The organism is Anaerobacillus alkalilacustris, from assembly GCF_001866005.1.
Classification (GTDB): Bacteria; Bacillota; Bacilli; order Bacillales; family Anaerobacillaceae; genus Anaerobacillus; species Anaerobacillus alkalilacustris.
On the sequence record NZ_MLQR01000027.1, the window covers coordinates 53,510 to 75,616 of the forward strand.

Annotated in this window: 19 protein-coding genes and 1 riboswitch; of the genes, 4 read left to right on the plus strand and 15 right to left on the minus strand. The window is 36.0% G+C overall.

The window, feature by feature from the left end; genetic code table 11:
• Positions 1 to 147: 147 nt before the first annotated feature.
• The 6 genes from adhE to BKP37_RS09815 all read right to left on the minus strand — a co-directional run bounded on the left by adhE (position 148) and on the right by BKP37_RS09815 (position 7,495).
• Positions 148 to 2,751, minus strand: a complete 2,604-nt coding sequence (gene adhE / locus BKP37_RS09795) for a bifunctional acetaldehyde-CoA/alcohol dehydrogenase (RefSeq protein WP_071309430.1) — start codon at positions 2,749 to 2,751, stop codon at positions 148 to 150.
• A gap of 120 nt (positions 2,752 to 2,871) precedes the next feature.
• A complete protein-coding gene (locus tag BKP37_RS09800; protein WP_071309431.1) occupies positions 2,872 to 3,099 on the minus strand; it encodes a hypothetical protein in 228 nt (75 codons plus the stop codon).
• A gap of 516 nt (positions 3,100 to 3,615) precedes the next feature.
• Positions 3,616 to 4,038, minus strand: coding sequence for a spore coat protein GerQ (gene gerQ / locus BKP37_RS19280; protein WP_084034638.1), 423 nt, complete (start codon positions 4,036 to 4,038; stop codon positions 3,616 to 3,618).
• Between the two features lie 21 nt (positions 4,039 to 4,059).
• The gene (locus BKP37_RS09810) at positions 4,060 to 4,491 is read right to left on the minus strand and encodes a cell wall hydrolase (RefSeq protein WP_071309432.1); all 432 of its coding nucleotides are present in this window, start codon (positions 4,489 to 4,491) and stop codon (positions 4,060 to 4,062) included.
• A gap of 400 nt (positions 4,492 to 4,891) precedes the next feature.
• Positions 4,892 to 5,035: a hypothetical protein gene (locus BKP37_RS20100; RefSeq protein WP_169823126.1), complete on the minus strand. Its 144-nt coding sequence runs from the start codon at positions 5,033 to 5,035 to the stop codon at positions 4,892 to 4,894.
• Between the two features lie 570 nt (positions 5,036 to 5,605).
• Entirely contained in the window at positions 5,606 to 7,495 is a 1,890-nt protein-coding gene (locus BKP37_RS09815) for an ABC-F family ATP-binding cassette domain-containing protein (RefSeq protein WP_071309433.1), read from the minus strand.
• A 155-nt stretch (positions 7,496 to 7,650) separates the two neighbouring features.
• Here BKP37_RS09815 and BKP37_RS09820 point away from each other — a divergent pair, with 155 nt between their 5' ends.
• The gene (locus BKP37_RS09820; RefSeq protein ID WP_071309434.1) at positions 7,651 to 7,971 is read left to right on the plus strand and encodes a DUF4870 domain-containing protein; all 321 of its coding nucleotides are present in this window, start codon (positions 7,651 to 7,653) and stop codon (positions 7,969 to 7,971) included.
• Positions 7,972 to 8,165: 194 nt separating this feature from the next.
• Here the strand turns inward: BKP37_RS09820 and BKP37_RS09825 are convergent, their stop codons facing one another.
• The 5 genes from BKP37_RS09825 to BKP37_RS09845 all read right to left on the minus strand — a co-directional run bounded on the left by BKP37_RS09825 (position 8,166) and on the right by BKP37_RS09845 (position 13,689).
• Positions 8,166 to 8,372, minus strand: coding sequence for a hypothetical protein (locus BKP37_RS09825; protein WP_245712493.1), 207 nt, complete (start codon positions 8,370 to 8,372; stop codon positions 8,166 to 8,168).
• Positions 8,347 to 10,116 carry a phosphomethylpyrimidine synthase ThiC gene (gene thiC / locus BKP37_RS09830; protein ID WP_071309537.1) on the minus strand — a complete coding sequence of 590 codons (1,770 nt, stop codon included), beginning with the start codon at positions 10,114 to 10,116 and terminating at the stop codon, positions 8,347 to 8,349. Before thiC ends, BKP37_RS09825 begins: the two co-directional genes overlap by 26 nt.
• A 323-nt stretch (positions 10,117 to 10,439) precedes the next feature.
• A riboswitch (TPP riboswitch) is annotated at positions 10,440 to 10,554 on the minus strand.
• A gap of 185 nt (positions 10,555 to 10,739) precedes the next feature.
• A complete protein-coding gene (locus BKP37_RS09835) occupies positions 10,740 to 11,420 on the minus strand; it encodes an LrgB family protein (protein WP_211271440.1) in 681 nt (226 codons plus the stop codon).
• Complete coding sequence (locus BKP37_RS09840) at positions 11,401 to 11,793, minus strand: CidA/LrgA family protein (protein ID WP_071309436.1); 393 nt, start codon at positions 11,791 to 11,793, stop codon at positions 11,401 to 11,403. Before BKP37_RS09840 ends, BKP37_RS09835 begins: the two co-directional genes overlap by 20 nt.
• A gap of 297 nt (positions 11,794 to 12,090) precedes the next feature.
• Positions 12,091 to 13,689: an aspartate:alanine exchanger family transporter gene (locus BKP37_RS09845; RefSeq protein ID WP_071309437.1), complete on the minus strand. Its 1,599-nt coding sequence runs from the start codon at positions 13,687 to 13,689 to the stop codon at positions 12,091 to 12,093.
• A 230-nt stretch (positions 13,690 to 13,919) separates the two neighbouring features.
• Between BKP37_RS09845 and BKP37_RS20105 the strand changes: the two genes are divergently transcribed.
• The 3 genes from BKP37_RS20105 (at position 13,920) to BKP37_RS09855 (ending at position 15,678) form a co-directional block, all read left to right on the plus strand.
• Positions 13,920 to 14,078: a hypothetical protein gene (locus BKP37_RS20105; RefSeq protein ID WP_169823127.1), complete on the plus strand. Its 159-nt coding sequence runs from the start codon at positions 13,920 to 13,922 to the stop codon at positions 14,076 to 14,078.
• Positions 14,079 to 14,200: 122 nt separating this feature from the next.
• Positions 14,201 to 14,848 carry a futalosine hydrolase gene (locus BKP37_RS09850; protein ID WP_071309438.1) on the plus strand — a complete coding sequence of 216 codons (648 nt, stop codon included), beginning with the start codon at positions 14,201 to 14,203 and terminating at the stop codon, positions 14,846 to 14,848.
• Positions 14,845 to 15,678 carry a 1,4-dihydroxy-6-naphtoate synthase gene (locus BKP37_RS09855; protein WP_071309439.1) on the plus strand — a complete coding sequence of 278 codons (834 nt, stop codon included), beginning with the start codon at positions 14,845 to 14,847 and terminating at the stop codon, positions 15,676 to 15,678. The genes BKP37_RS09850 and BKP37_RS09855 overlap by 4 nt, the downstream gene beginning before the upstream one ends.
• Positions 15,679 to 15,890: 212 nt before the next feature.
• Here the strand turns inward: BKP37_RS09855 and cobA are convergent, their stop codons facing one another.
• The 4 genes from cobA to BKP37_RS09875 form a co-directional block, all read right to left on the minus strand.
• Positions 15,891 to 17,363, minus strand: coding sequence for a uroporphyrinogen-III C-methyltransferase (gene cobA / locus BKP37_RS09860; protein WP_071309440.1), 1,473 nt, complete (start codon positions 17,361 to 17,363; stop codon positions 15,891 to 15,893).
• A 199-nt stretch (positions 17,364 to 17,562) separates the two neighbouring features.
• On the minus strand, positions 17,563 to 17,889 hold the full coding sequence (gene nirD / locus BKP37_RS09865) for a nitrite reductase small subunit NirD (protein WP_071309441.1): 327 nt from the start codon (positions 17,887 to 17,889) through the stop codon (positions 17,563 to 17,565).
• A gap of 38 nt (positions 17,890 to 17,927) precedes the next feature.
• Positions 17,928 to 20,360, minus strand: coding sequence for a nitrite reductase large subunit NirB (gene nirB, locus BKP37_RS09870; protein WP_071309442.1), 2,433 nt, complete (start codon positions 20,358 to 20,360; stop codon positions 17,928 to 17,930).
• Positions 20,361 to 20,474: 114 nt separating this feature from the next.
• Positions 20,475 to 21,983, minus strand: a complete 1,509-nt coding sequence (locus BKP37_RS09875; RefSeq protein ID WP_071309443.1) for a NarK family nitrate/nitrite MFS transporter — start codon at positions 21,981 to 21,983, stop codon at positions 20,475 to 20,477.
• Positions 21,984 to 22,107 lie beyond the last annotated feature (124 nt).

Consider the following 22,107-nt stretch of genomic DNA (forward strand, 5'->3'; position numbering starts at 1 on the left):
AAGTAGCATGAAGCAAGCAAGGAAGTCAGTGAAGTCAGAAATCGAGCCGATGGCGCCTGGAGCTAGACAGTTTCCAAGTTAGAAATTTACAAATTCTGATTAAATAAAAAAGGACTGTCACTGAAGACAGTCCTTTTCAATAATATATTAAACTCCTTTATATGCTTGCTTGTAAATCTCTGCTAATTCAGTTACAAGAGGAAGTTTCGGATTAGCCGTTGTACATTGATCTTCAAAAGCACGGTCAGCTAATACATCTACCTTAGCATCAAAGTCTTTCTTATTAATTCCGCAAGCTTCTACACTCATTGGAATTTCTAACTCTTTTGCTAATTTAATGATTGCTTGAACTAGGCTCTCTACACCTTCTTCAGTTGTCTTAGCAGGTAATCCTAGAACTCTTGCAATCTCTGCATAACGTAAATCAGCTTTAAAGTGCTCATACTTAGGGAATGCAGTAAATTTCTTAGGTTTTGTTGCATTGTAACGAATTACATGCGGCATTAAGATTGTATTAGCACGTCCATGTGGAATGTGGAACTCAGCACCTAGTTTATGCGCTAAACTATGGTTAATTCCTAAGAATGCATTTGCAAACGCCATACCTGCAATTGTTGATGCATTATGAACTTTTTCACGTGCAAGTTCATCGTTACCATTACGGTAAGCTCTTGGTAGGTATTCAAATACTAATTGAATTGCTTTAATAGCTAAACCATCTGTAAAATCATTAGCTAAAGCAGATACGTAAGCTTCAATCGCATGCGTTAGTACGTCCATACCAGTGTCAGCCGTAACACCTTTTGGTACTGTCATAACAAATTGTGGATCAATAATAGCTACGTCTGGAGTTAATTCATAATCAGCTAATGGGTACTTTTCATTATTTGACTTATCTGTGATAACTGAGAATGAAGTTACTTCTGAACCTGTTCCAGATGTTGTTGGAATAGCTACAAATTGAGCTTTTTGACCTAATTTAGGATATTTCACAACACGTTTACGAATATCTAAGAATTTTTGCTTTAAGCCATGGAAGTCTGCATCTGGATGCTCATAGAATACCCACATACCTTTAGCTGCGTCCATTGCTGAACCACCACCTAAGGCAATGATACAATCCGGTTGGAAATTAGCCATCATTTCTGCTCCAGCCATTACTGTATCAAAAGATGGATCAGGCTCAACATTTGAGAAAACTTCAACTTGAACGTAGTCAGGGCGTTGTCTTAAATAGTAAGTTAATTTTTCAACATATCCTAATTTAACCATCATTGGATCTGTTACAATTAATGCTTTTGAAATATTAGGCATTTTTGCTAAATATTGAGTCGAATGCTTATAAAAGAAAATTTTTGGTGGAACTTTAAACCATTGCATATTAACATTCCTTTTCGCGAGACGTTTAATATTTAATAGATGAACAGTACTTACATTTTGTGAAACTGAGTTTTTACCGTATGAACCACAACCTAATGTTAATGATGGTAAAAACGCGTTATAAATGTCACCAATTGCACCTTGAGATGACGGAGCATTTGCTATAATACGACAAGCTTTCATTCTAAGTCCATATTTATTAAGAACTTCATCATCATTAGAGTGGATAACTGCAGAGTGCCCTAAACCACCGAACTCTAGCATTTCTTCTGCACGTTTGAAACCTTCTTCTGTAGAGTTAACTTTATAACAAGCTAATACTGGGCTTAATTTTTCTCTTGAAAGTGGGTGATCTGGTCCTACTCCTGTTAATTCCGCAACAAGGATTTTTGTATACTCAGGAACATTTACACCTGCTTTTTTAGCAATTTCAAATGCTGGTTTACCTACGATTTCAGCGTTAACTGCGCAAGCTTTTTCATTGATTACTAGCTTTTCTACTTTAGCCTTTTCTTCTGCATTTAAGAAGTAGCAGTTATTAGCAATCATTTCGTTTTTAACTTCTTCATAAATTTCTTTGTCAATGATAACCGCTTGTTCAGAAGCACAAATCATACCATTATCAAATGATTTAGAAAGGATTAAATCATTAACTGCACGTTTCACAGTAGCTGTTTTCTCAATATAGCAAGGAACGTTACCAGGTCCTACACCTAATGCAGGTTTCCCTGTGCTATAAGCAGACTTAACCATTCCAGCTCCACCTGTAGCAAGTACTAATGCAGTACCAGCATGGTTCATTAATTGTTGTGTTGCATCAATTGACGGTGCATCGATCCATTGAACGCAATCCTTTGGTGCACCAGCTTTTACCGCTGCATCACGAACAATGCGAGCTGCTTCACTACTACACTTTTGTGCAGATGGGTGGAAAGCAAAGATAATTGGGTTTCTTGTTTTAACTGCAATCATTGCTTTGAACATTGTTGTAGACGTTGGGTTTGTTACAGGTGTTACCCCTGCCACTACCCCTACAGGCTCTGCAATTTGAATTAAACCATTATTTGGGTTATCGTCAATGACCCCAACAGTTTTATCATACTTAATGTTGTTGTACACATACTCAGTAGCAAAAATATTTTTAATAATTTTATCTTCGTAAATACCACGGCCTGTTTCCTCAACAGCAAGTTTTGCTAGTGGCATATGTTGATCAAGTCCAGCTAAAGCCATTTCTTTAACAATCTTATCGATTGCTTCTTGGTCTAAGTTTAGAAATTCTTCTAATGCCTTCTGACCATTTTCCACAAGCTCGTTAATCATTTTTGTAACATCATTCTGTTTTTCCACTTCTTTTTCTACAACTCCCATGAATAAATCCTCCTTAAAATAAATCCTTAATTAATTGTGAAGTGATGAGCATCTTTTATTAAAAAAATATTACTTAAAAATAAATTTATGTGAAACAATGAGCAAGTTATTTTTAAAAAATTACTCACACACTGGATTTCTTTGAATTTTTGTTATAGAAATATCATTGTACATTCTTGAATTCTTTTTTATCATACAAACATAGTTAGATGTCCATATATATGAAGGAAAATCCTTACCATCTTCAAAGAGCATTGCATCAAATTCGTCTTCAACAAGTTCTTCAAACATCTCTTGTGTGTATGTCTCAGTATCAGTTGAAAACTCTTTCCATTCGCATAAAATCATTTGTAATCAGCTCCTTTTGTTTTCTTGAGTTTATTGTAGCACATAAAAGTATGTGAAACAGTGAACAAAGTTTGTCTGTTTTTGAAACGCTTACAATGTTGATATTAAAAGGTTTTATTTTCTCACTAAAAATTTTTTGGTAGTTTTCACAAAATTCGCTTTTTTTCACTTGATTTTTCATCTGATTCTAGCAAGCTACCACATGGTTAATATTGTTTCTAAATACATAAGCACACAAACCAGCTTGAAATTATTTATCCTTCACAGAAAAACCTACATAATTACCTTGCTTATTGATGTAAAAGAACCAATCTGTCCGTGAGTAAGGTTGTGAAGTAGTTGTGCGAAGAGTAACCGTAGAAGCACAGCACAATGATCCATTTAGGTATTTATTTTATGTAGTAATTGAAGTCCGTAGCTTGTCTAATATAAATTTAACCGTAGGTAATGGAACTATCTAGTAAAATTAAAAACGCTAGATTAAATCCAGCGTTTTTTATGTGTTATCTAAATATACTATCTAAACGGATAGTCGTATTCAATTTCTTCATCGAACTCTACATAATTCAAGTAAACCATGAGTAATAAATAACGTTGACCTGTTTGAGGGTCGCTTAAAATAATATGGTCTCTTCCTGCTGCCTCAATAACTCCTTCAAACATTTGCTGTCTGTTTTCAGGTGCTCTTCCATCAAAGGTCATATAAACTCTAGCAATTTTCCCCCGATTTAAACGAAGAATATTTTCAATATAAGACATTTCTAGAGGTAACATTCCCTCTACCGGAACTTGAGGCAATGTATGCATAGGAATTCGTCTAGTACTTTGGCTTGTGCAACTTCCTGTAGGAGGATATTGATTTTGAGTTACGTAGGGGGAAACAATTTGATTATTTGTTGGCAATTGATAACTATTATTTTGGTTTGGTTGATAATACATAAGAACATCTCCAATCTTAATTTAGAATACGGAATAAACTTCTGGACATTCACTAGATAGAGGTGTATAAAAACAATGTTCTTTATACCTTCCAGAGTTCCATTGTCCCCACCATTGCGCAGGACATGGTCCATCTGGTCTAAAGAACCATAATGAGAATTCAGCTGGATGATGACGTTCCCCTTTAATTAACCTATCTACTAAACGCAATTCATGTTCTCGCGCTGGTTGGTAAAAGTAACCATGAAGGACCGCCTCAAATCCTCCTGGTGATTGAAATGTCATTTCCGGTACTGTTCTAATATGAACAAAATCAAGACATGTTGAACGAACACGATTAACCATAACATTACCCGCTTTAAGCATCCCTAAATCGCCTTCACCTTCAGCCTCGGCTCGTATTAGCCTTGCCAACATTTCGCGATCTTTTTGATTTACTTTAATGACTGCCATCTATTCACCCCACTTATCAAGTTCATATATAAAATATAGGGTTTTATCTAATTTTGTGCTTATTTTTTTAAAAAATAGGCTCCGTGAAGAAGGAGACGTGCTTTGGTCACGAGCAGCTGCTCCTGTGCCACTCCCGTTTGCTCGTTGCAAAGTAACTTCAAAGTAATGAAATGGCGGGCTTTGAAAGAAGCCGCTCTTTGGCTTCCGAAAAGAACTAAAGTAACCAAGCTCGTAGGCACTTGTGCTAGACAGTTTCCAAGTAAGAAATTTCCTTATTTCACAAAAAAAGCTACCTCTAGTGTTTATATCACCAGAGATTGCTTTTGTTTTATTACTTATTTTTTCCTCTTTAAAAATATATCAAGTATTTCCTATCAGAATTTTAGATAGATGTTATAACCTAACTATTATCTCTATTAGCATCTTTGTATTCTAAAAATTGCAGATCTGTAACTTTCATAAACCTACTGTCATCAGGAATGTACTTCTCTTTTATTTGTCGACAGGTTTCAACCATATTTTTTAACGTTAAATAATGTGTCAAACCTTTCACTCCTTAAGCTGAAACTTGCTAAAATTAGCTTAGATGATGCAAAGTAAAATCTACACTCGCTGACTGGTGTATCCTTTCCAATTTCATGGACAGGCACCATATTCATTTTTTTTCATAATATATATGAGGAGGAGACACCCACATGCCATTTGAATTATATAGGGAGGTTATTATATTAAAGGGTAGCTCATATATCCTTCATTTATAGCCTCCTGAATGCTCTATGTACAAGAATAAGAGTAGATCGACTTTCCCTTTTCGCAGTTCATAGGAAGGATTTACAATTTAAGACAAGCCCATCCTGTTACAAGATTTTATTTAGAAACAATTAAATTGAGTAAATATATCCGGTTTAAATGAATCATTTTTTTATACAATTTAGAGAACTAACGTTACGGTCTCTCATTAGTTTAGTATCAGAAATGATAAAGAGAATGAAACTCTTTTATTTTTATGGAACGAGATGTAAGACTGTTTCAATAAGCTTCAGTTTAATTAGGATACGCGCTAATGATTGCCAAAAGGGACCTAACCTCAGTTAGATCCCTACCCTACAAAATATCAACTATTCTCAATCTCTTCAACTAACAATGACAGCTCTTCCCACCGTTCCATCGCTAATTCTAGTTCAACTTCTACGTCTTTTTGTTTTGCAAACAATTCATTAATACGTCCAATGTCACTGCCTGCTTCAACAATTTCCGCTTCTAAATTTGATTTCTTTTCTTCTAAAGCAGCAATGCGGTCTTCGATAGTATCCCAATCTTGTTGGTCTTTATAGGATAACTTTTTCTTTCGTTCTTTCCGTGGTTGCTCCTGTTTTGTCGCCTGTGTGACTGCTGAAACCATCTCTTGTCGTTCTTTTTCCTTCTCCATGTATTCAGAATAACTTCCTTGAAAACGACTTATAGTCCCATTATTAAATACAAGCAAACGATCCACTACTCTATCTAAAAAATAGCGATCATGTGAAACCGTAATTACTACTCCAGGGAATCCTTCTAAATAGTCTTCCAAAATACTCAATGTTTGAATATCTAGGTCATTCGTAGGTTCATCTAAAAACAATACGTTAGGCTCAGTCATTAATATTTTTAACAAGTAAAGACGACGGCGCTCTCCGCCTGATAAACGACGAATATACGTCCATTGCATCGCTCTTGAAAATAAAAATCGTTCAAGCATTTGCTCTGCTGTAATAGTTTGACCATTTGAAGTATGAACAACCTCGGCAATTTCTTTAATGTATTCAACAACACGTAAATCACCATTCATCTCTTCGTCACCTTGAGTATAGTAACCAATCTTTACTGTTTCTCCTACTTCAAGCATCCCACTATCAGGCTCCAAACGTCCAGCAAGAATATTTAATAACGTCGATTTACCACTCCCATTTGGACCAATGATACCGAGCCTCTCTCCAGGTACAACTAAATAACTAAAATCATTAATAAGATTCGAACTCCCAAATGCTTTAGCTATTCTCTCGACTTCAATAACTTTGTCTCCAAGACGCTTCGAACCAATTGAAAATTCAACATTTTGTTTAGCCACAGGTCCTTTTTGTTCCTTCAGTTCTTCGACTCGATGAATTCTTGCTTTTTGCTTTGTTGTTCGAGCCTTTGCACCACGGCGTAGCCATGCCAATTCTCTCCGTAACGTATTTTGGCGTTTTTCTTCATTTTGTTCCTCAATAATTTCTCGTTCAGCTTTCTTTTCTAAAAAGACCTCATAGTTTCCTTCGTACGTATATAATTTCCCAAGATCTAATTCAAAATTTTGATTCGTGACTCGGTTTAAAAAATAACGGTCATGGGTAACTAACAGCATTGCACCTTTATACTGAGATAAAAAAACTTCCAACCATTCAATCGTTTCATTATCTAAGTGGTTTGTCGGCTCGTCTAATATTAGGAGATCAGCCTTTTGTATTAATGCTTTTGCGATCGCAACACGTTTTTTTTGACCACCCGATAATAGTGCAACGGATTTAGAAAAGTCGGTAATCCCTAGTCTAGTTAAAACCGTCTTTGCAACGGTATTTGCCTCCCAAGCCTCTAATTCATCCATCTTTTGTTGCTTTTGTAAAAGTCGCATTTGCAACTTTTCACTCTCTGGTTCTTTTTCTAACTCGGCAATAGCTGCCTCATATTCCCGCATCGCAACCATAATTGCTGAATCTCCAAAATAAATTTGCTCCAATACAGTCAATGAACTATTTAACTCCGGCTGCTGAGGTAAATATTCAATATGAAATTGATTAGCATGTGTGATCTTACCTTTGTCGTATGACTCAATTCCAGCTAATATCTTTAATAGGGTTGATTTCCCTGTTCCGTTTACTCCTATAAGACCAATTCGATCTCTTGATGAAATTGTAAAAGAAAGATCATCAAACAACGTTTTATCTCCATATGTTTTATGTAAATTCTCTACTGAAAGAATACTCATGAAACCATCCTTATCTATATACGTATATTAATCTAAATACAATAGTTCTATTATAGCAAATCTACATTATAAATGATGAGTAAGCAAAAGTATTTTAAAGAAAAAAGGTACATTAACTTATTTTATGAATAAAAATAGGTTAAGGAGGTGATTTAATGGTTGAAAAAGATGAGCGTACGTTAGCCATGCTGATTTACCTTATTAGCTTTTTCACAGCATTTATTGGCCCACTCCTCATTTGGTTACTAAAAAAAGACGAGTCACAATTTATCGATCACCATGGTAGAGAGTATTTTAATTTCTTAATTTCGTTTACGGTTTACTCAATTATTAGCGCGATATTAATCATTATCGTCATTGGTGCTTTTCTTCTGGCCATTGTCGCAATTGGTGCATTTATATTGACTATTGTAGCTGCAATTAAGGCCTATGAAGGGGATTACTATCGTTTTCCATTTATCTTCAGAGTATTATAAAGATTACATTACTAGTCTAATTAGAACCTTTCGTTTACCTTTCATAATCACTAACCGGTGGATAAAGCAAAAAACAACAGTAATTACTACTGCTGCTTTTTTGCTTTATCTTTTTAGTTTCCGTTAAGGTACTTATCCCATTCTTAAGGTAAAAAAGTTACTATCTCAAAATTTTAGAGAAACATTAAGAATATTTAATAATAAACACTTTCCGTCCATTTACATTTGCGACATTTTCGCATTAACTCTGTTTCAACAAAATCATGAGAACAATTATTTTGAATAGTTTTTAACTCATGTTGTAGCTGCTTCTTTTTCATATCTAGAATTTGAATTTCCGCATTAATTCTTTTTACCTGTTCAATATTGTTACTATTATTTATAGATCTTTGCTCCATCATTGAGGAACTCCTTTGCTTTAAGCTTCATTCCTTCGTCAATGATCTTAGCATCCGATTTTCCTTGTTCATTCGCAGAGTTTCTAATATCATGAGAAATTCTCATCGAGCAAAACTTTGGTCCACACATAGAGCAAAAATGGGCAGTTTTAGCTGCTTCTACTGGAAGAGTCTCATCATGGAATTCTCGTGCACGTTCTGGATCAAGAGAAAGGTTGAATTGATCATGCCAGCGGAACTCAAAGCGTGCTTTTGATAAAGCATCATCTCGTTTTTGAGCACCTGGATGGCCTTTTGCTAAGTCAGCTGCGTGAGCCGCAATTTTATAAGTAATAACCCCTTCTCGAACATCTTCTTTATTAGGTAACCCCAAATGTTCTTTTGGTGTTACATAGCATAACATGGCCGTTCCATACCAACCAATCATCGCCGCACCTATCGCTGATGTAATATGATCATAACCTGGAGCAATATCTGTTGTAAGTGGGCCTAATGTATAAAATGGTGCCTCTTTACAAATTTCAAGCTGCTTATCCATATTTTCTTTAATTTTATGCATTGGTACGTGTCCTGGACCTTCGATAATAACTTGAACATCATGTTTCCAAGCAATTTCTGTTAACTCTCCTAATGTTTCTAGTTCAGCAAACTGAGCATCATCATTAGCATCAGCAATTGACCCTGGGCGTAAGCCATCTCCTAAGGAAACAGCAATATCATACACTTTAAGAATTTTACAAATTTCTTCAAAGTGAGTATACAAGAAATTTTCTTCGTGGTGTGCTAAACACCATTGTGCTAATATTGAACCACCACGAGAGACAATTCCAGTCATTCGATTAACTGTCATAGGAATGTAGCGAAGTAATACTCCCGCATGAATGGTAAAGTAATCAACACCTTGTTCCGCTTGCTCTATTAACGTGTCACGGTACACTTCCCAAGTAAGATCCTCAGCAATCCCATTCACTTTTTCTAAAGCTTGATAAATAGGTACCGTCCCTACAGGTACTGGGGAATTACGAATAATCCACTCCCGTGTAGTATGAATATTTTTACCCGTTGATAAGTCCATAATAGTATCCGTACCCCAACGAGTTGCCCATGTCATTTTTTCTACTTCTTCTTCAACTGACGAAGTAACCGCAGAATTTCCGATATTAGCATTAATTTTCACATGAAAGTTCCGTCCAATAATCATCGGCTCACTTTCTGGGTGATTAATATTGTTAGGAATGATCGCGCGCCCACGAGCAATTTCTTCACGGACAAATTCTGGATCCAAATTTTCTCTAATCGCTACAAACTCCATTTCAGGAGTTATAATGCCTTGTTTTGCATAATGCATTTGCGTCACACATTTTCCATCTTTGGCACAAAGCGGTCGGCTACTTGTGTTTGGAAACCACTCAAGGTTTGCGCGTGGGTCGTTTTCTTTAAAACCATTATCTTCAGGTTTTATTTCACGCCCATCATACTCCTCCACATCATTACGCTCTAAAATCCATTGTTTTCGAATTGGGGGTAACCCTTTACGAACGTCAACTTCATAGCTCGCATCCGTATAAGGACCACTCGTATCATATACACGAACGGGGGGGTTCTCTGAATTCCCTGCAATTCCAGTAGTCGTTGAAAGCTCAATTTCCCTCATAGGTACTTGAATATCCTTTCTTGATCCTTCAACATAAACTTTTTTACTTGCTGCAAATTGTGACTTTAATTCAATAGACATTTCTTTTTGCATCGACAACGTAACTTCCTCCTCAAATTAAAATTTGTGACTGAAGATACACCAACTATAAAGGAAATGATTTTTCTATAAGTAAACTTAGCTATACACCAGTTTTTATTGGTAAAAGCCTTAGCTTCACCTATACTATTATCCAAATTTTATACTTTTTAATAGATTGAAATTCATAATCGAAAATTAACCTATTCAGCTAGATACAATATTGTGGCGTAAAATCTATAAGTATAAAATAAAAAATCGGGCTCTGAATACAGAACCCGATTGGATGTAAGAAAAATCAAAGAAAGCGACAAAAGATATACGTATTCCTGTCAACCTTCTTGTTTTTACTACTTCCCTCCGCTGGTATCATCCAGATCAGGTTCCAAGGGTCAAAGAATTTAACGCATTCTTTTCTCAATCCAAGCATTATGGACTCCCCTAGTAGACTTTTCACTATTATCATAACGTAATTCTTATAAAATTAATACCAAAACTTACTAAATTTCTAAAAAAAATTTAATTTTTTTAAAATTCACTCTACTAAAAGGATGCCATAATTTATAAATACGAACCACATAAATCTATATCTAGTTACAAACGCCCAAAATTAACTAGATACAGTATTCAGTAGGGGCTTATATAAATAACGGAATGATTATCGGAACAACGACAGAGGTAAAAATAGCCGCTAACCCCATAGCTACTCCAGCTACGGCACCTTGTAATTCTCCTTCTACAGCAGCTTGTGCAGTCCCTTGACCATGGGAAATCGTTCCAAGTGATAAACCTCTTGAAAGTGGGTGGTCAATTTTTGTTACACTCATTAACCACGGACCTATCATCGTTCCGAGTACACCAGTAGCAACAACAAATGCCGCTGTTAATGCAGGGTCACCCCCAATAAGCATTGAAATTTCCACCGCAACTGGCACTGTTACTGATTTTACACTTAATGAAGCTACCAACTCGCTAGAAAGCGTAAAAAGCTTCGCTAAAAATACAGCGGCTAAAATCGTTGACAGTGTACCTAAAATCATACCCACTAAAGCAGGACCACTATGTTTCTTAATAATTTCACGATTTTTGTATAAAGGGACGGCAAGGCCAACTGTTGCAGGTCCTAACAAAAAAGTCATGATATCTTTTGCTAATGTATAATCCTCAAATGTTAATCCAAAAGAAAGTAACACTACAATAATAACTGTTGTACTAAAAAAAACAGGAGTGGTAAAAGGAGATGGATACCTTTTTCCGACTTTTCTAGAAAGGAGATAAGCACCTACTGTAATTGCAATACTAAATAGGGTGACGCTCATGTTCAACATTTTCACCTTCCTTCTTCTTTGCTAGTGTCTGAGATATCATTCCTGTAACATAAATACCAATAGCAGCACTGCCAATTACAATGATAGCTAGAGTAATACCATGTTGTATAAATAGACTACCAAAACTCATCAATCCAACTGCAATCGGTATAAAAAAGAATGCTAAATGCTTAATTAATAAAGATGAAGCCTCCTCTACCCATCTTAATGAAACAACACCAGTCAATAAAAGAATAAATAACATTACCATTCCTAATACATTTCCCGGTATAGGCAAATTGAATGTATTCACTAGAAAATATCCTAACTCATTTAAGAGCCAAAGAAAAAATAACTGAACGATGACTATGAGTGCTTTTTTCATACAACAAAACTCCCCTAATAACGTTTAATTAAATTATTTTAACATATTTTATAAACCTAAAAAAACTTGGTTTTTCTAAATATTAAACGAGTGCGCTAAAGCTAGACAGTTTCTAAGTTAGAACTTTATAAATTCTTCTGTAAAAAAAATAAGAGACTAATTAAAATAGTCTCTAAATTTCGTGAAATTTCTGATTTTTCACGGTATATCTCTTATGGTTTCCAATTTTGGATAAGAGTACTCTTCTTCAAAATGTTTATTAGATTAGAAAAGTACTTGTCGAAAGTATTCATTCCCCTACAAAATCAATACTAATAGTTGTGAAGCTATCGAGATAAAAATTAAAGCAATAGGGTAAGCCGCAGCATAAGCAATCGCAGGATCCTCTGTATCTATCAAATTGTTACAAGCTCCTAACCCTGGTGTACTCGTCATTCCACCACAAATTGCCCCTAATGAATGGATAATACTTAAATGAAATAGTTTTTTTGCAATAATAAATGCTGTAATTAACGGAACAATCGTAATAATTGCACCACCAATAATTAATACAAAACCCTCTTTTTCAATGACTTCCACTAAACCTTGACCAGCAGTTGTGCCCGCTCCTGCTAAAAATAACACAAGACCAATATCCCTAATAACTCGATTAGAAGGTTGATAAAATCTCGCTTTTATTGGTCCTAATTTTCCGAAATGACCAATAATAATAGCAACTAATAATGGCCCTCCTGCGACTCCTAACGTCATAGTCCCTAGCCCGGGCAAGTGAATAGGAATCATTCCTACAAGAATACCGATTAATAAAATGATACTTATTGAGAAAATATGCACATTTACTTCTTGATGTTGCTTTGCCCCAAACAATTCCTGTACTGCTTTAATTCTTTCTGGACTACAAACAACAGATAGTACATCCCCACGTTCAAAGCGCCACTTTGAACTAGGATTAAATTCATATCCTCCTCTTTCTAATCTAGTAACAGTAACACTATATTTTTCTCGTAATTTTATTTCTCGTAGATTTTTCCCAATCATTTCTTGGCAATCAACAACGACACGATGCATCTTTAAGTTTTCTCTAAAATTAACATTAGATGTTACTTCTGAACCAACAGCCACCTCTAATTTAGATAAGTCCTCAGGGTAACCCACAGCAATTATTTCATCCCCCTTTAATAGAACTGTATCATTTCTTCCAAGAAAATTACGATCTCCCCTAATTACACGACTAATTACCGCATTACTCTTAATCATTGATTGTAGTTCTTTTAACGTTTTTTTATGGATATTATTTTTTTCTATAGCTATAGCCATTTTTTTGAGAGAACTTTTATGTTTAACAGGACTGAGAGTTTTGTGTAAATCTTTGCGTAAATCAACTTTTAAAACTTTCGGAAACAGTTGAACGAATAGGACAACAGCAATTACTCCAAAAGGATAAGCAATTCCGTAACCTACTGACACAATTGGGTCATTGGTCGCCTCTAGAGCCGCAGCTAATCCAGGAGTACTTGTCAAAGCACCAGTCATCAAACCAATTGTCAACGGTGCCGAAAGATTAAAAAGCTTACCTACTAAAATGGTCGTTAAACATGCTATAACAATAATTAAAAATCCTAAAATTCCAAATACTAACCCACTACTTTTAATCATCCGAAAAAATCTTGGTCCAGCTTGCAGTCCTACTGCAACTATAAACAAACTTAATCCTAGATTTTGAACGACAGCAGGGATTTGATATCCATAATGTCCTAACACCATACCAAAAAGCAATACTCCTGAAGCTCCCAAATTTATCCCCTTATACTCTACCTGCCCAATAAATGAGCCTATAAATAAAACGAAAAAGATAAGTATTAAAGGTTCTGATAACAATGATGATATGCCAAACATTTTATAACCCTCCAGGTTTAAAATTAAATTTGATTATACCGGTGATTAATTATAGCAGACCTACCAAATAATATTTCTATTTTTTTTTACAACTTAAGTACTTTTCCTTAATGTAAAGGTTTACTTTTCGAAATTGTAAAAATTATTAGTGAACACCTACCAGCATCTGGTTATATTTGTAAAACATTGGAGATCATAATTAATAGAAAAGTAGAAAGGATGTTTTTAATTTGGACCACTTTGATAAGTTAAGCAAAGCTGTTATGAAGGAAAAAATACACGAAAAGTTTCTCACCGGAAAAATGGCAACTGAGGAAATGGAAAAAGAAATTCGTAGCATTGGTGAAAGAATAAAAAACAGTAACAAACAACGAAAAAACAATTTGTAACTAAGTAAGAGATTTAGACGACATGTTTGTGGACTTAAGCCTTTACATGATGGAAAGAAATAAGATACCTTTATAGTGGGATGAATTCTACATACCAATCATTCCGAAGAAGGAGAAATTTTATGAATGGAAAAGTACTAATTATGACAGCTGTTAAAGCTGAACAAGAAGCTGTGTTACGTGGACTAAATGGTGACAGTAGGTTTGATGTTATTGTAGCTGGGGTCGGACAAGTAGCTGCAGCAATCACTACAACAAAAGCACTAGCAACTTCCAATTTTCATGTAGTAATTAGTGCTGGTATCGGTGGTGGTTTTCGTAATCAAGCAGAAACTGGTTCAGTTGTAGTAAGTTCTGAGATCATTGCTGCTGACCTTGGCGCCCAAACAGTTGATGGGTTTAGTATGGTTGAAGAATTAGGTTTTGGTTTTTCTCGGGTCTCAGTAGACCGGGAATTAGTTATTAATGTAACGGATACATTAAAGAATTCGGGAATGATTGTTAAAACAGGGCCCATTCTTACTTTATCTACTGTTACTGGAACCGAGGAAACTGCCCAAGAGTTAGCTGCGCGATTTTCGGGTGCCACTGCTGAAGCTATGGAAGGGTTCGGAGTTGCCTCAGCAGCTAAAGAATTTCACATTCCCTGTTTAGAAATTCGGACGATCTCAAATCCAGTTGGTCCTCGTGATCGAAGTGCCTGGAAAATAAAAGAGGCACTAGAAGCACTAGAAAAAGTAAGTTCAATATTACCGGAGGTGCTAAATTGAAGATTGTATTTTCACCTTGTCCTAACGACACCTTTATTTTTCACGCATTAGTACATGGCTTAATTCCAGGAACCCCTAAGTTCGATGTTACTTATGCAGACATTGATGTAACAAATAAACTAGCTGTACAAGAAAATGAATTTGATATATTAAAAATATCTTATGCCGCCCTACCGTGGGTACAATCTGATTATGCTTTGCTACCTTGTGGCGGGGCACTAGGACGTGGTTGTGGTCCTCTAGTTTTATCAAAAGATAATTCTTCTGACCCTTCCGTCCTTTCTGGTAAACGGGTAGCTGTCCCAAGTGAACGCTCAACAGCATATTTACTATTTCGATTATGGGCAGCCGAGAAAGTGCCTGGTGGTGTAAGAGAAATAGTTGTCATGCCATTTCATGAGATTATGCCGGCGGTTCGCAATGGATCGGTTGATGCAGGCTTAGTTATTCATGAAGCACGTTTTACTTATCAAACATATGATTTGTCACTCCTCACTGATTTAGGAGAATGGTGGGAAAACGACACTGGTTTACCTATTCCACTTGGAGCAATTATCGCCCGTCGCACATTAGATTTAGATGCTTTGGCTAACTCGATCCGCCAATCCGTAGAATATGCTTGGAAAAATCCCGATGCTTCTTTAGATTACGTCATGTTTCACGCCCAAGAATTATCTCCTGAAGTTGCTCAAGCCCATATAGATTTGTATGTAAATAAATTTTCTGCAAACTTAGGGAAAGATGGCTTCGCAGCTGTCGAAGCATTACTTGGTCGTGCTGCAAAAGAAGGGTTAGTTCCAGAGCTAGATTTAAAAGCATTAAAGGTGTAATTATAATTTTATAATTAAAGTGCATCCGACTATGGATCGCGCTTTTTTTGTCGTTTATAACTTAGCTCACTTTCTTGTTTTCGTAATTTCACCTTCGAGTTTCAAAGATTTACTGTCTAGTCCATTACAACGTCCACTCATCCATATTCAAACTATCATCTATTTATTAACTCAAACAGGAAAAAAGCATTGGCACAATGACCACTGCTCCTTTACTGCAATACTTTTTGAGATGTTAATGTTTTTATTAATTCATCGATAGAAGGCTTTGATAAACAGTCATCAACTTTCAAGCCCGCAACTTGTGCTGCTTGATAAGATTTTCCACCAAATGTAATGATTGTTTTATTAGCGAAATACTCCTTCGAATTAATTTTATTTTCCTGTAAAGTATTCATAAAAACTTCTACTGATTTTGTACTAGGAAAAATAACTGTATTCACCATTCTCTCCGCTTCAAGTCGGCGTAAAGTCTCTATCGACTGTTCAACAAATTTTGTTTGATGCAAGGCCAGATAGTCCAAACGTCTATTAAGTGGTACCGGTGCACGGTCACTTGTTTTACCACCAATCATTAATAAATTACTAGAAAATGATAGTTCTGAATCAGGTTGAGACGTACAACCATATTTTTTTAAAGCATTTTCAGTTTTTATCGATTTCGCAAAAAACGTTCCTTGTATAGAACGGATATCCATGCCATATAGTGAAAGTGCTTCAAAAAATAAATCTACACTTTTTGGACACGTAAATAAAATTTGCTTGTAATGAGTAACTTTTTGAAATTTTCTCTTCGTGCTTTTATCAAAAAGCAAAGACTGAGACTCGAAACGAGGAAATTGAAATACATCTGCACCAAGATTTGTTAATTTTTGAGCAACTTCTCCTTCTCCCGCTGTTGTTCTTGCTAAAACAATGCTTTTGCCATAAAGAGTTTTTTTCTCAAACCACTTCAGCTTCTCTCTTAGGGAAACAACTGAACCTACTAGTGTAATAGCTGGATTTTGAAAACTTTCCTCTTCTGCTTTTTGGCTAATTGTTTGTAGTGTGCCTTCCAATGTTTGTTGATGACCATATGTCCCCCATTGGATTAGGATGACAGGGGTTTGTTTAGATTTCCCATGTCTTATTAGTTGACTTGTAATATAGTCTAAATTACCAATTCCCATGTAAAAAGCGATCGTATCAATTCCATTAGCTAAACTTTTCCAATCAATATGAGGCTTTCCATCTTTTGACTTATCATGTCCAGTTACAACCGCAAAAGAGGTAGCATAATCTCGATGGGTGACAGGAATACCGGCGTACGAACTTGCGGCAATTCCAGAAGTAATACCTGGCACTATTTCAAATTCAATTTCATTTTGTGCAAGTACCTCAGCCTCTTCCCCAACACGTCCAAATACGCTTGGATCTCCACCTTTTAGCCTTACAACTGTTTTGCCTTGTTTACTTTTCGTAACGAGAAGTTCATTAATCTTCTCTTGTCTTACTATATGTTGTTTAGGAAGTTTTCCGCAATAGATTAATTCCACTCCTACTGGGGCTTCCTCTAATAACAATGGATTAACAAGCCGATCATATAAAATAACATCGGCCTTCTGAATACATTGTAACCCTTTCACTGTAATTAGTTGTTTATCTCCAGGTCCAGCCCCAACTAGATATACTTTTCCTTTATTCATTACGAGACACTCCCTCTAACATCTAGTAAACTCTTATTACATTTATCTTAGTCTTATTAATGTTTAATTATATTGAGGTAAGGCATGGTGGAAAAGCTTGTAATTACATATCCCCACCACGCCTTGATTTTCACATGAAAATCTACTAGTTTATTATTTTTCAACAATTATTGATAACATTAACGATTAACTCTATTTATTACAGTTGAATAAAAACGTCATCTCCCTTAACCGTTACTTCGAAAGTTTTTACACATCCCGTATCAGGTTTTTGAACAACTCCATCTTCAAGAGATAATTTCCGATCATGCAGTGGGCAAAATACATACTCCCCACTTACGATCCCTTGAGATAAAGGACCTTGTTTATGTGGACATTTGTTCTCTATGGCTTTTACATTCCCGTTAGCTAACTTAAATATTGCTATTTCATGTCCATTTACGATAACTTCTTTTCCTAACTGTACCGGCAGCTCTGATAGACTTGCAACCTTAATTTGACGATTATTTTTCACAACAGTTTCCATTTGAATATCCCCCCAAAAGTTTATAAAGGTACACTTTCTTATTGCAAAACTTCAATTCGTTTATTTTTAAACAGTTCATCCTTCAACGTTTCACTTTCAATAATTTCTTCCCATGGATCTTTAACTAACGTTGATAGTGTAACTTCCATTCTTTCTACCAACTCTGAGCGGAACTTGTCATCATTTAATATTTTTTCTTTAATATTCTCTAGTCCAACACGTTCAACCCAATGTGAGGTTCTTTCCAAATATCTCGCCGTTTCGCGATAATATTGGAGGAATGCAGCTGTAATCTCTATTACCTCTTCGGTTGTTGTTACTTTAGCAAATAAATCTCCTTTTCTTAAGGTTGCCCCTCCATTTCCAGCTACATGAATTTCCCATGCACCTTCTATTCCAACAATTCCAACATCTTTAATTCCTGATTCTGCACAGTTTCTTGGACAAGCAGAAACTGCCATTTTTACTTTATGTGGTGTGTTTAATCGTTCAAATTTTTTCTCAAGAGCAATTCCAAGTCCAATTGAATCTTGTGTTCCGAAACGGCAGAAACTTTCTCCTACACATGTTTTTACAGTTCTTAAAGTCTTCCCATATGCGTAACCAGATGGCATTCCTAACTCTTCCCAAACAGCAGGTAGATCTTCTTTTTTCACACCTATTAAATCAATTCTTTGCCCTCCAGTTACTTTTACTAATGGCACTTGATATTTTTCTGCTACATCAGCAATTTTTCTCAAATCAGCTGGATTAGTAACTCCTCCATACATTCTAGGTACTACTGAATACGTACCGTCCTTTTGTATATTAGCGTGCATACGTTCATTTACAAATCTAGATTCTCTCTCATCTTGGTAATTGGTAGGCTGAACCATCCCTAAATAGTAGTTTAGTGCTGGACGGCATTTTGAACATCCATCTTCTGTTTTCCACCCAAGAACATTCATTACTTCTCTTGTATGTGTTAACCCTTTTGCTCGAATTTCTTCTACTACTTCCTCATGAGATAAATCTGTACAACCACAAATTGTTTCTTTATTTGAAGCACTTGCTAATTCAGAACCAATCGTTTCAGCAAGTATCTCACCAACAATTGGTTTACAAGATCCACAAGAACGACCAGCGTTTGTACAGCTGCTAATCTCATTTACCGAACATAAGCCATCTTCTTTAATCGCCCGAACAATTTCTCCTTTTGTTACCCCATTACAGCCACAAACGGTATCTTGATCAGATAATGTGGTTGTAGAGCCTGCATCATCAGTACCGACATTTTGAATAATGTTTACACTAGATAATCCTGAAATATCATCCTGGGACTGTATCATGTTAAATAACTTTGTTCCTTCAGATGTGTCCCCATATAATACGGCACCGATGACTTTGTTATCTTGAATAACAACCTTTTTATATACACCAACAAATTCATCATGCACACGAATACTTTTGGATTCTGGCGTATTGAGAAAATCACCTGCTGAAAATACATTTACTCCTGAAACTTTTAGTTTCGTTGATAGAACTGAACCTTCGTAACCCACTTCTTGATGTTTTCCAGTAATGTGGTTTGCTAGTACCTTTCCTTGTTCCCAAAGCGGTGCAACTAGACCGTAAACCATATTTCGGTGCTCGGCACATTCACCAACAGCATAAATATTCTCAGCGCTAGTTTGCAAAAAGTCATTTACAACAATGCCTCGATTCACTTCAATACCACTTTCAACAGCGACTGCGATGTTCGGTTTTATTCCAACTGCCATGACAACAAGGTCTGCCTCAGTTTCAGTTCCATCTTTAAACTTCACTTTTTCAACACGGTCTGTACCACAAATCTCTGTTGTCATTTTAGACATTAAAAAGTTCATACCTTGTTGTTCTAATTCTTTGCGTAATAATCCTGATGCTACCTCATCAAGCTGCCTTTCCATTAAATATTCTGGTAAGTGGACAACATCGACTTCCATGCCTAAATTTAATAGTCCACGAGCGGCTTCTAATCCAAGTAACCCCCCACCAATGACAACTGCTTTTTTATAGGTTTTCGCAGCATCAATCATCGTTTCACAATCTTCAATACTTCTAAAAGCAATGACTCCTTTTAAATCTGCACCTGGAACCGGAAGAATAAAAGGATTAGATCCAGTCGCTAAAATGACATGGTCATAAGAAGTCTCTCTCCCTTTATCTGTATAGAGCACTTGGTTTTCTTTATCTACTCTAGTTACTTTTTCATTTACATATAATGAGATGTTATTTTCCTCATACCATTCTAAACTGTTTAGTTCGATGTCTTTCACCGTTGTATCCCCAGCCAACACTGCCGACAACATAATTCGGTTGTAATTTACGTGGGGTTCATCTCCAAAAATTGAGATTTCGAACTCTTCGTTCCCACCTAATTTCAAAATCTCTTCAATACAACGCACACCAGCCATACCATTACCAACTAAAACTAGATGTTTTTTTGCCATAATTTTTACCCCCTGCATAATTCTGTGTATCACTCAGCTTTTTTCTATAGTCAGAAGACCTTCTAACTTCGTCTTCGTTTGAAAATATAAAATTTTCAGTTAATTAATAGCAGATTAAAGAGCCTTTCTCTCTTCATATGTTTCGAGTGACTCTTTCGCATTCGTATCCTCGTCTACAGATGACGTATAATAATCGTCTGCAAAAGCATTTTCTGGCTCTTCTAAAAAGAAGAAACAAACGAGAAAGCTAATAAACGCTCCTGATGCTAAAATGAAGAAAAACTGTTGTGGTGTTACAAACGTATAAAGTGTTAAGTAAATCGTTGAACCGACATTCCCGTATGCACCAGCCATTCCAGCAATTTGACCAGTAATCCTTTTTTTGATCATTGGAATAACCGCAAACGTCGCTCCTTCTGCCCCTTGTATAAATACTGATGTTAAAACAGTAATTAAAATAGCTAAAACTAAAGGCCAACCTGAGTCTATGAAGCCCATTGCCACTAAGCCAATTGATATCCCAAACATATATACCAACATCGTATTTCTTCTGCTTCCCATACGATCGGATAGAATACCACCAAGTGGACGAGCTACAATATTAATAAAGGCAAAAGACGCTGCAATTAAACCTGCCGATGTTGGTGTAAGCGAGAACGTCAACTGGAAAAACATCGGTAGCATTGAAACAATCGCTAGTTCAGCCCCAAAGTTAGCAAAATAAGTAGTATTCAAGGCCGCTACATTTTTAAATTTATAACGATCATCCTTTGGAACTCCCTTCTTCAAGATCGGTACATTCACTTGAAGAATTTTATATACTTGATATACAAATGTTAAAAGTATAACTCCATAACTAACGTGCAAGGCAGTACTAGTGATAAACCCAAGTCCTTCTAATCTCCATGCTAATATTGCAAGTGCACCACCCAAAGGAATTGTCCAAAGGATTAGTTGAACCATGTCACCCCAACTACTAACTTCCATTGCTCCGTTTCGTTTTGGACGGATATACTCTTTACCGTCTGGTGTATCTTTAACAGAGAAGTAATAAATAAAAGCATAGATAATACAAAACAAACCAGATAAGGCAATTGCATATCGCCAACCATTTTCACCACCAAACATCGTTAAGGCGATCCACGGAAGCAACATCGCTGCCACGGCTGAACCAAAATTACCCCAACCACCGTAAACTCCTTCAGCAAATCCAATATCCTTTGGCGGAAACCATTCTGAGACCATTCTAATTCCAATAACAAAACTTGCCCCTATACTACTTATTAATAATCGTGAAATCATTAATTGCATCCAGCTATTACCGAAGGCAAAAGCAAAAGTCGGAATTGCCATTACAAGCAATAGTCCAGCGTAAACTTTTCTCGGACCATAACGGTCAAGTAATATCCCGATCACAATCCTTGCCGGAATAGTAAGTGCCACGTTTAATATAGCTAAGGATGCCAGATGTTCTCTCGTTAGCCAATCCATACTTTCTAGCATCGTTGTCGCTAAAGGAGCCATATTAAACCAAGTGAAGAAGGAAATAAAAAAGGCAATCCAAGTTAAATGTAATACTTTCATCCTTTCATCTTTAAATGTAAACAAACTACTAATCTTCATGTTTTTAGCCCCTTTAATTAGTTAATATGGTAAAGTTTAACTTCAAACCGTAAATAATTCCCAATTACTGCTTGTAAGTTGAACTTTTCGGACCCTCAGGGAAATACCCCATCTAGTCTTTTTT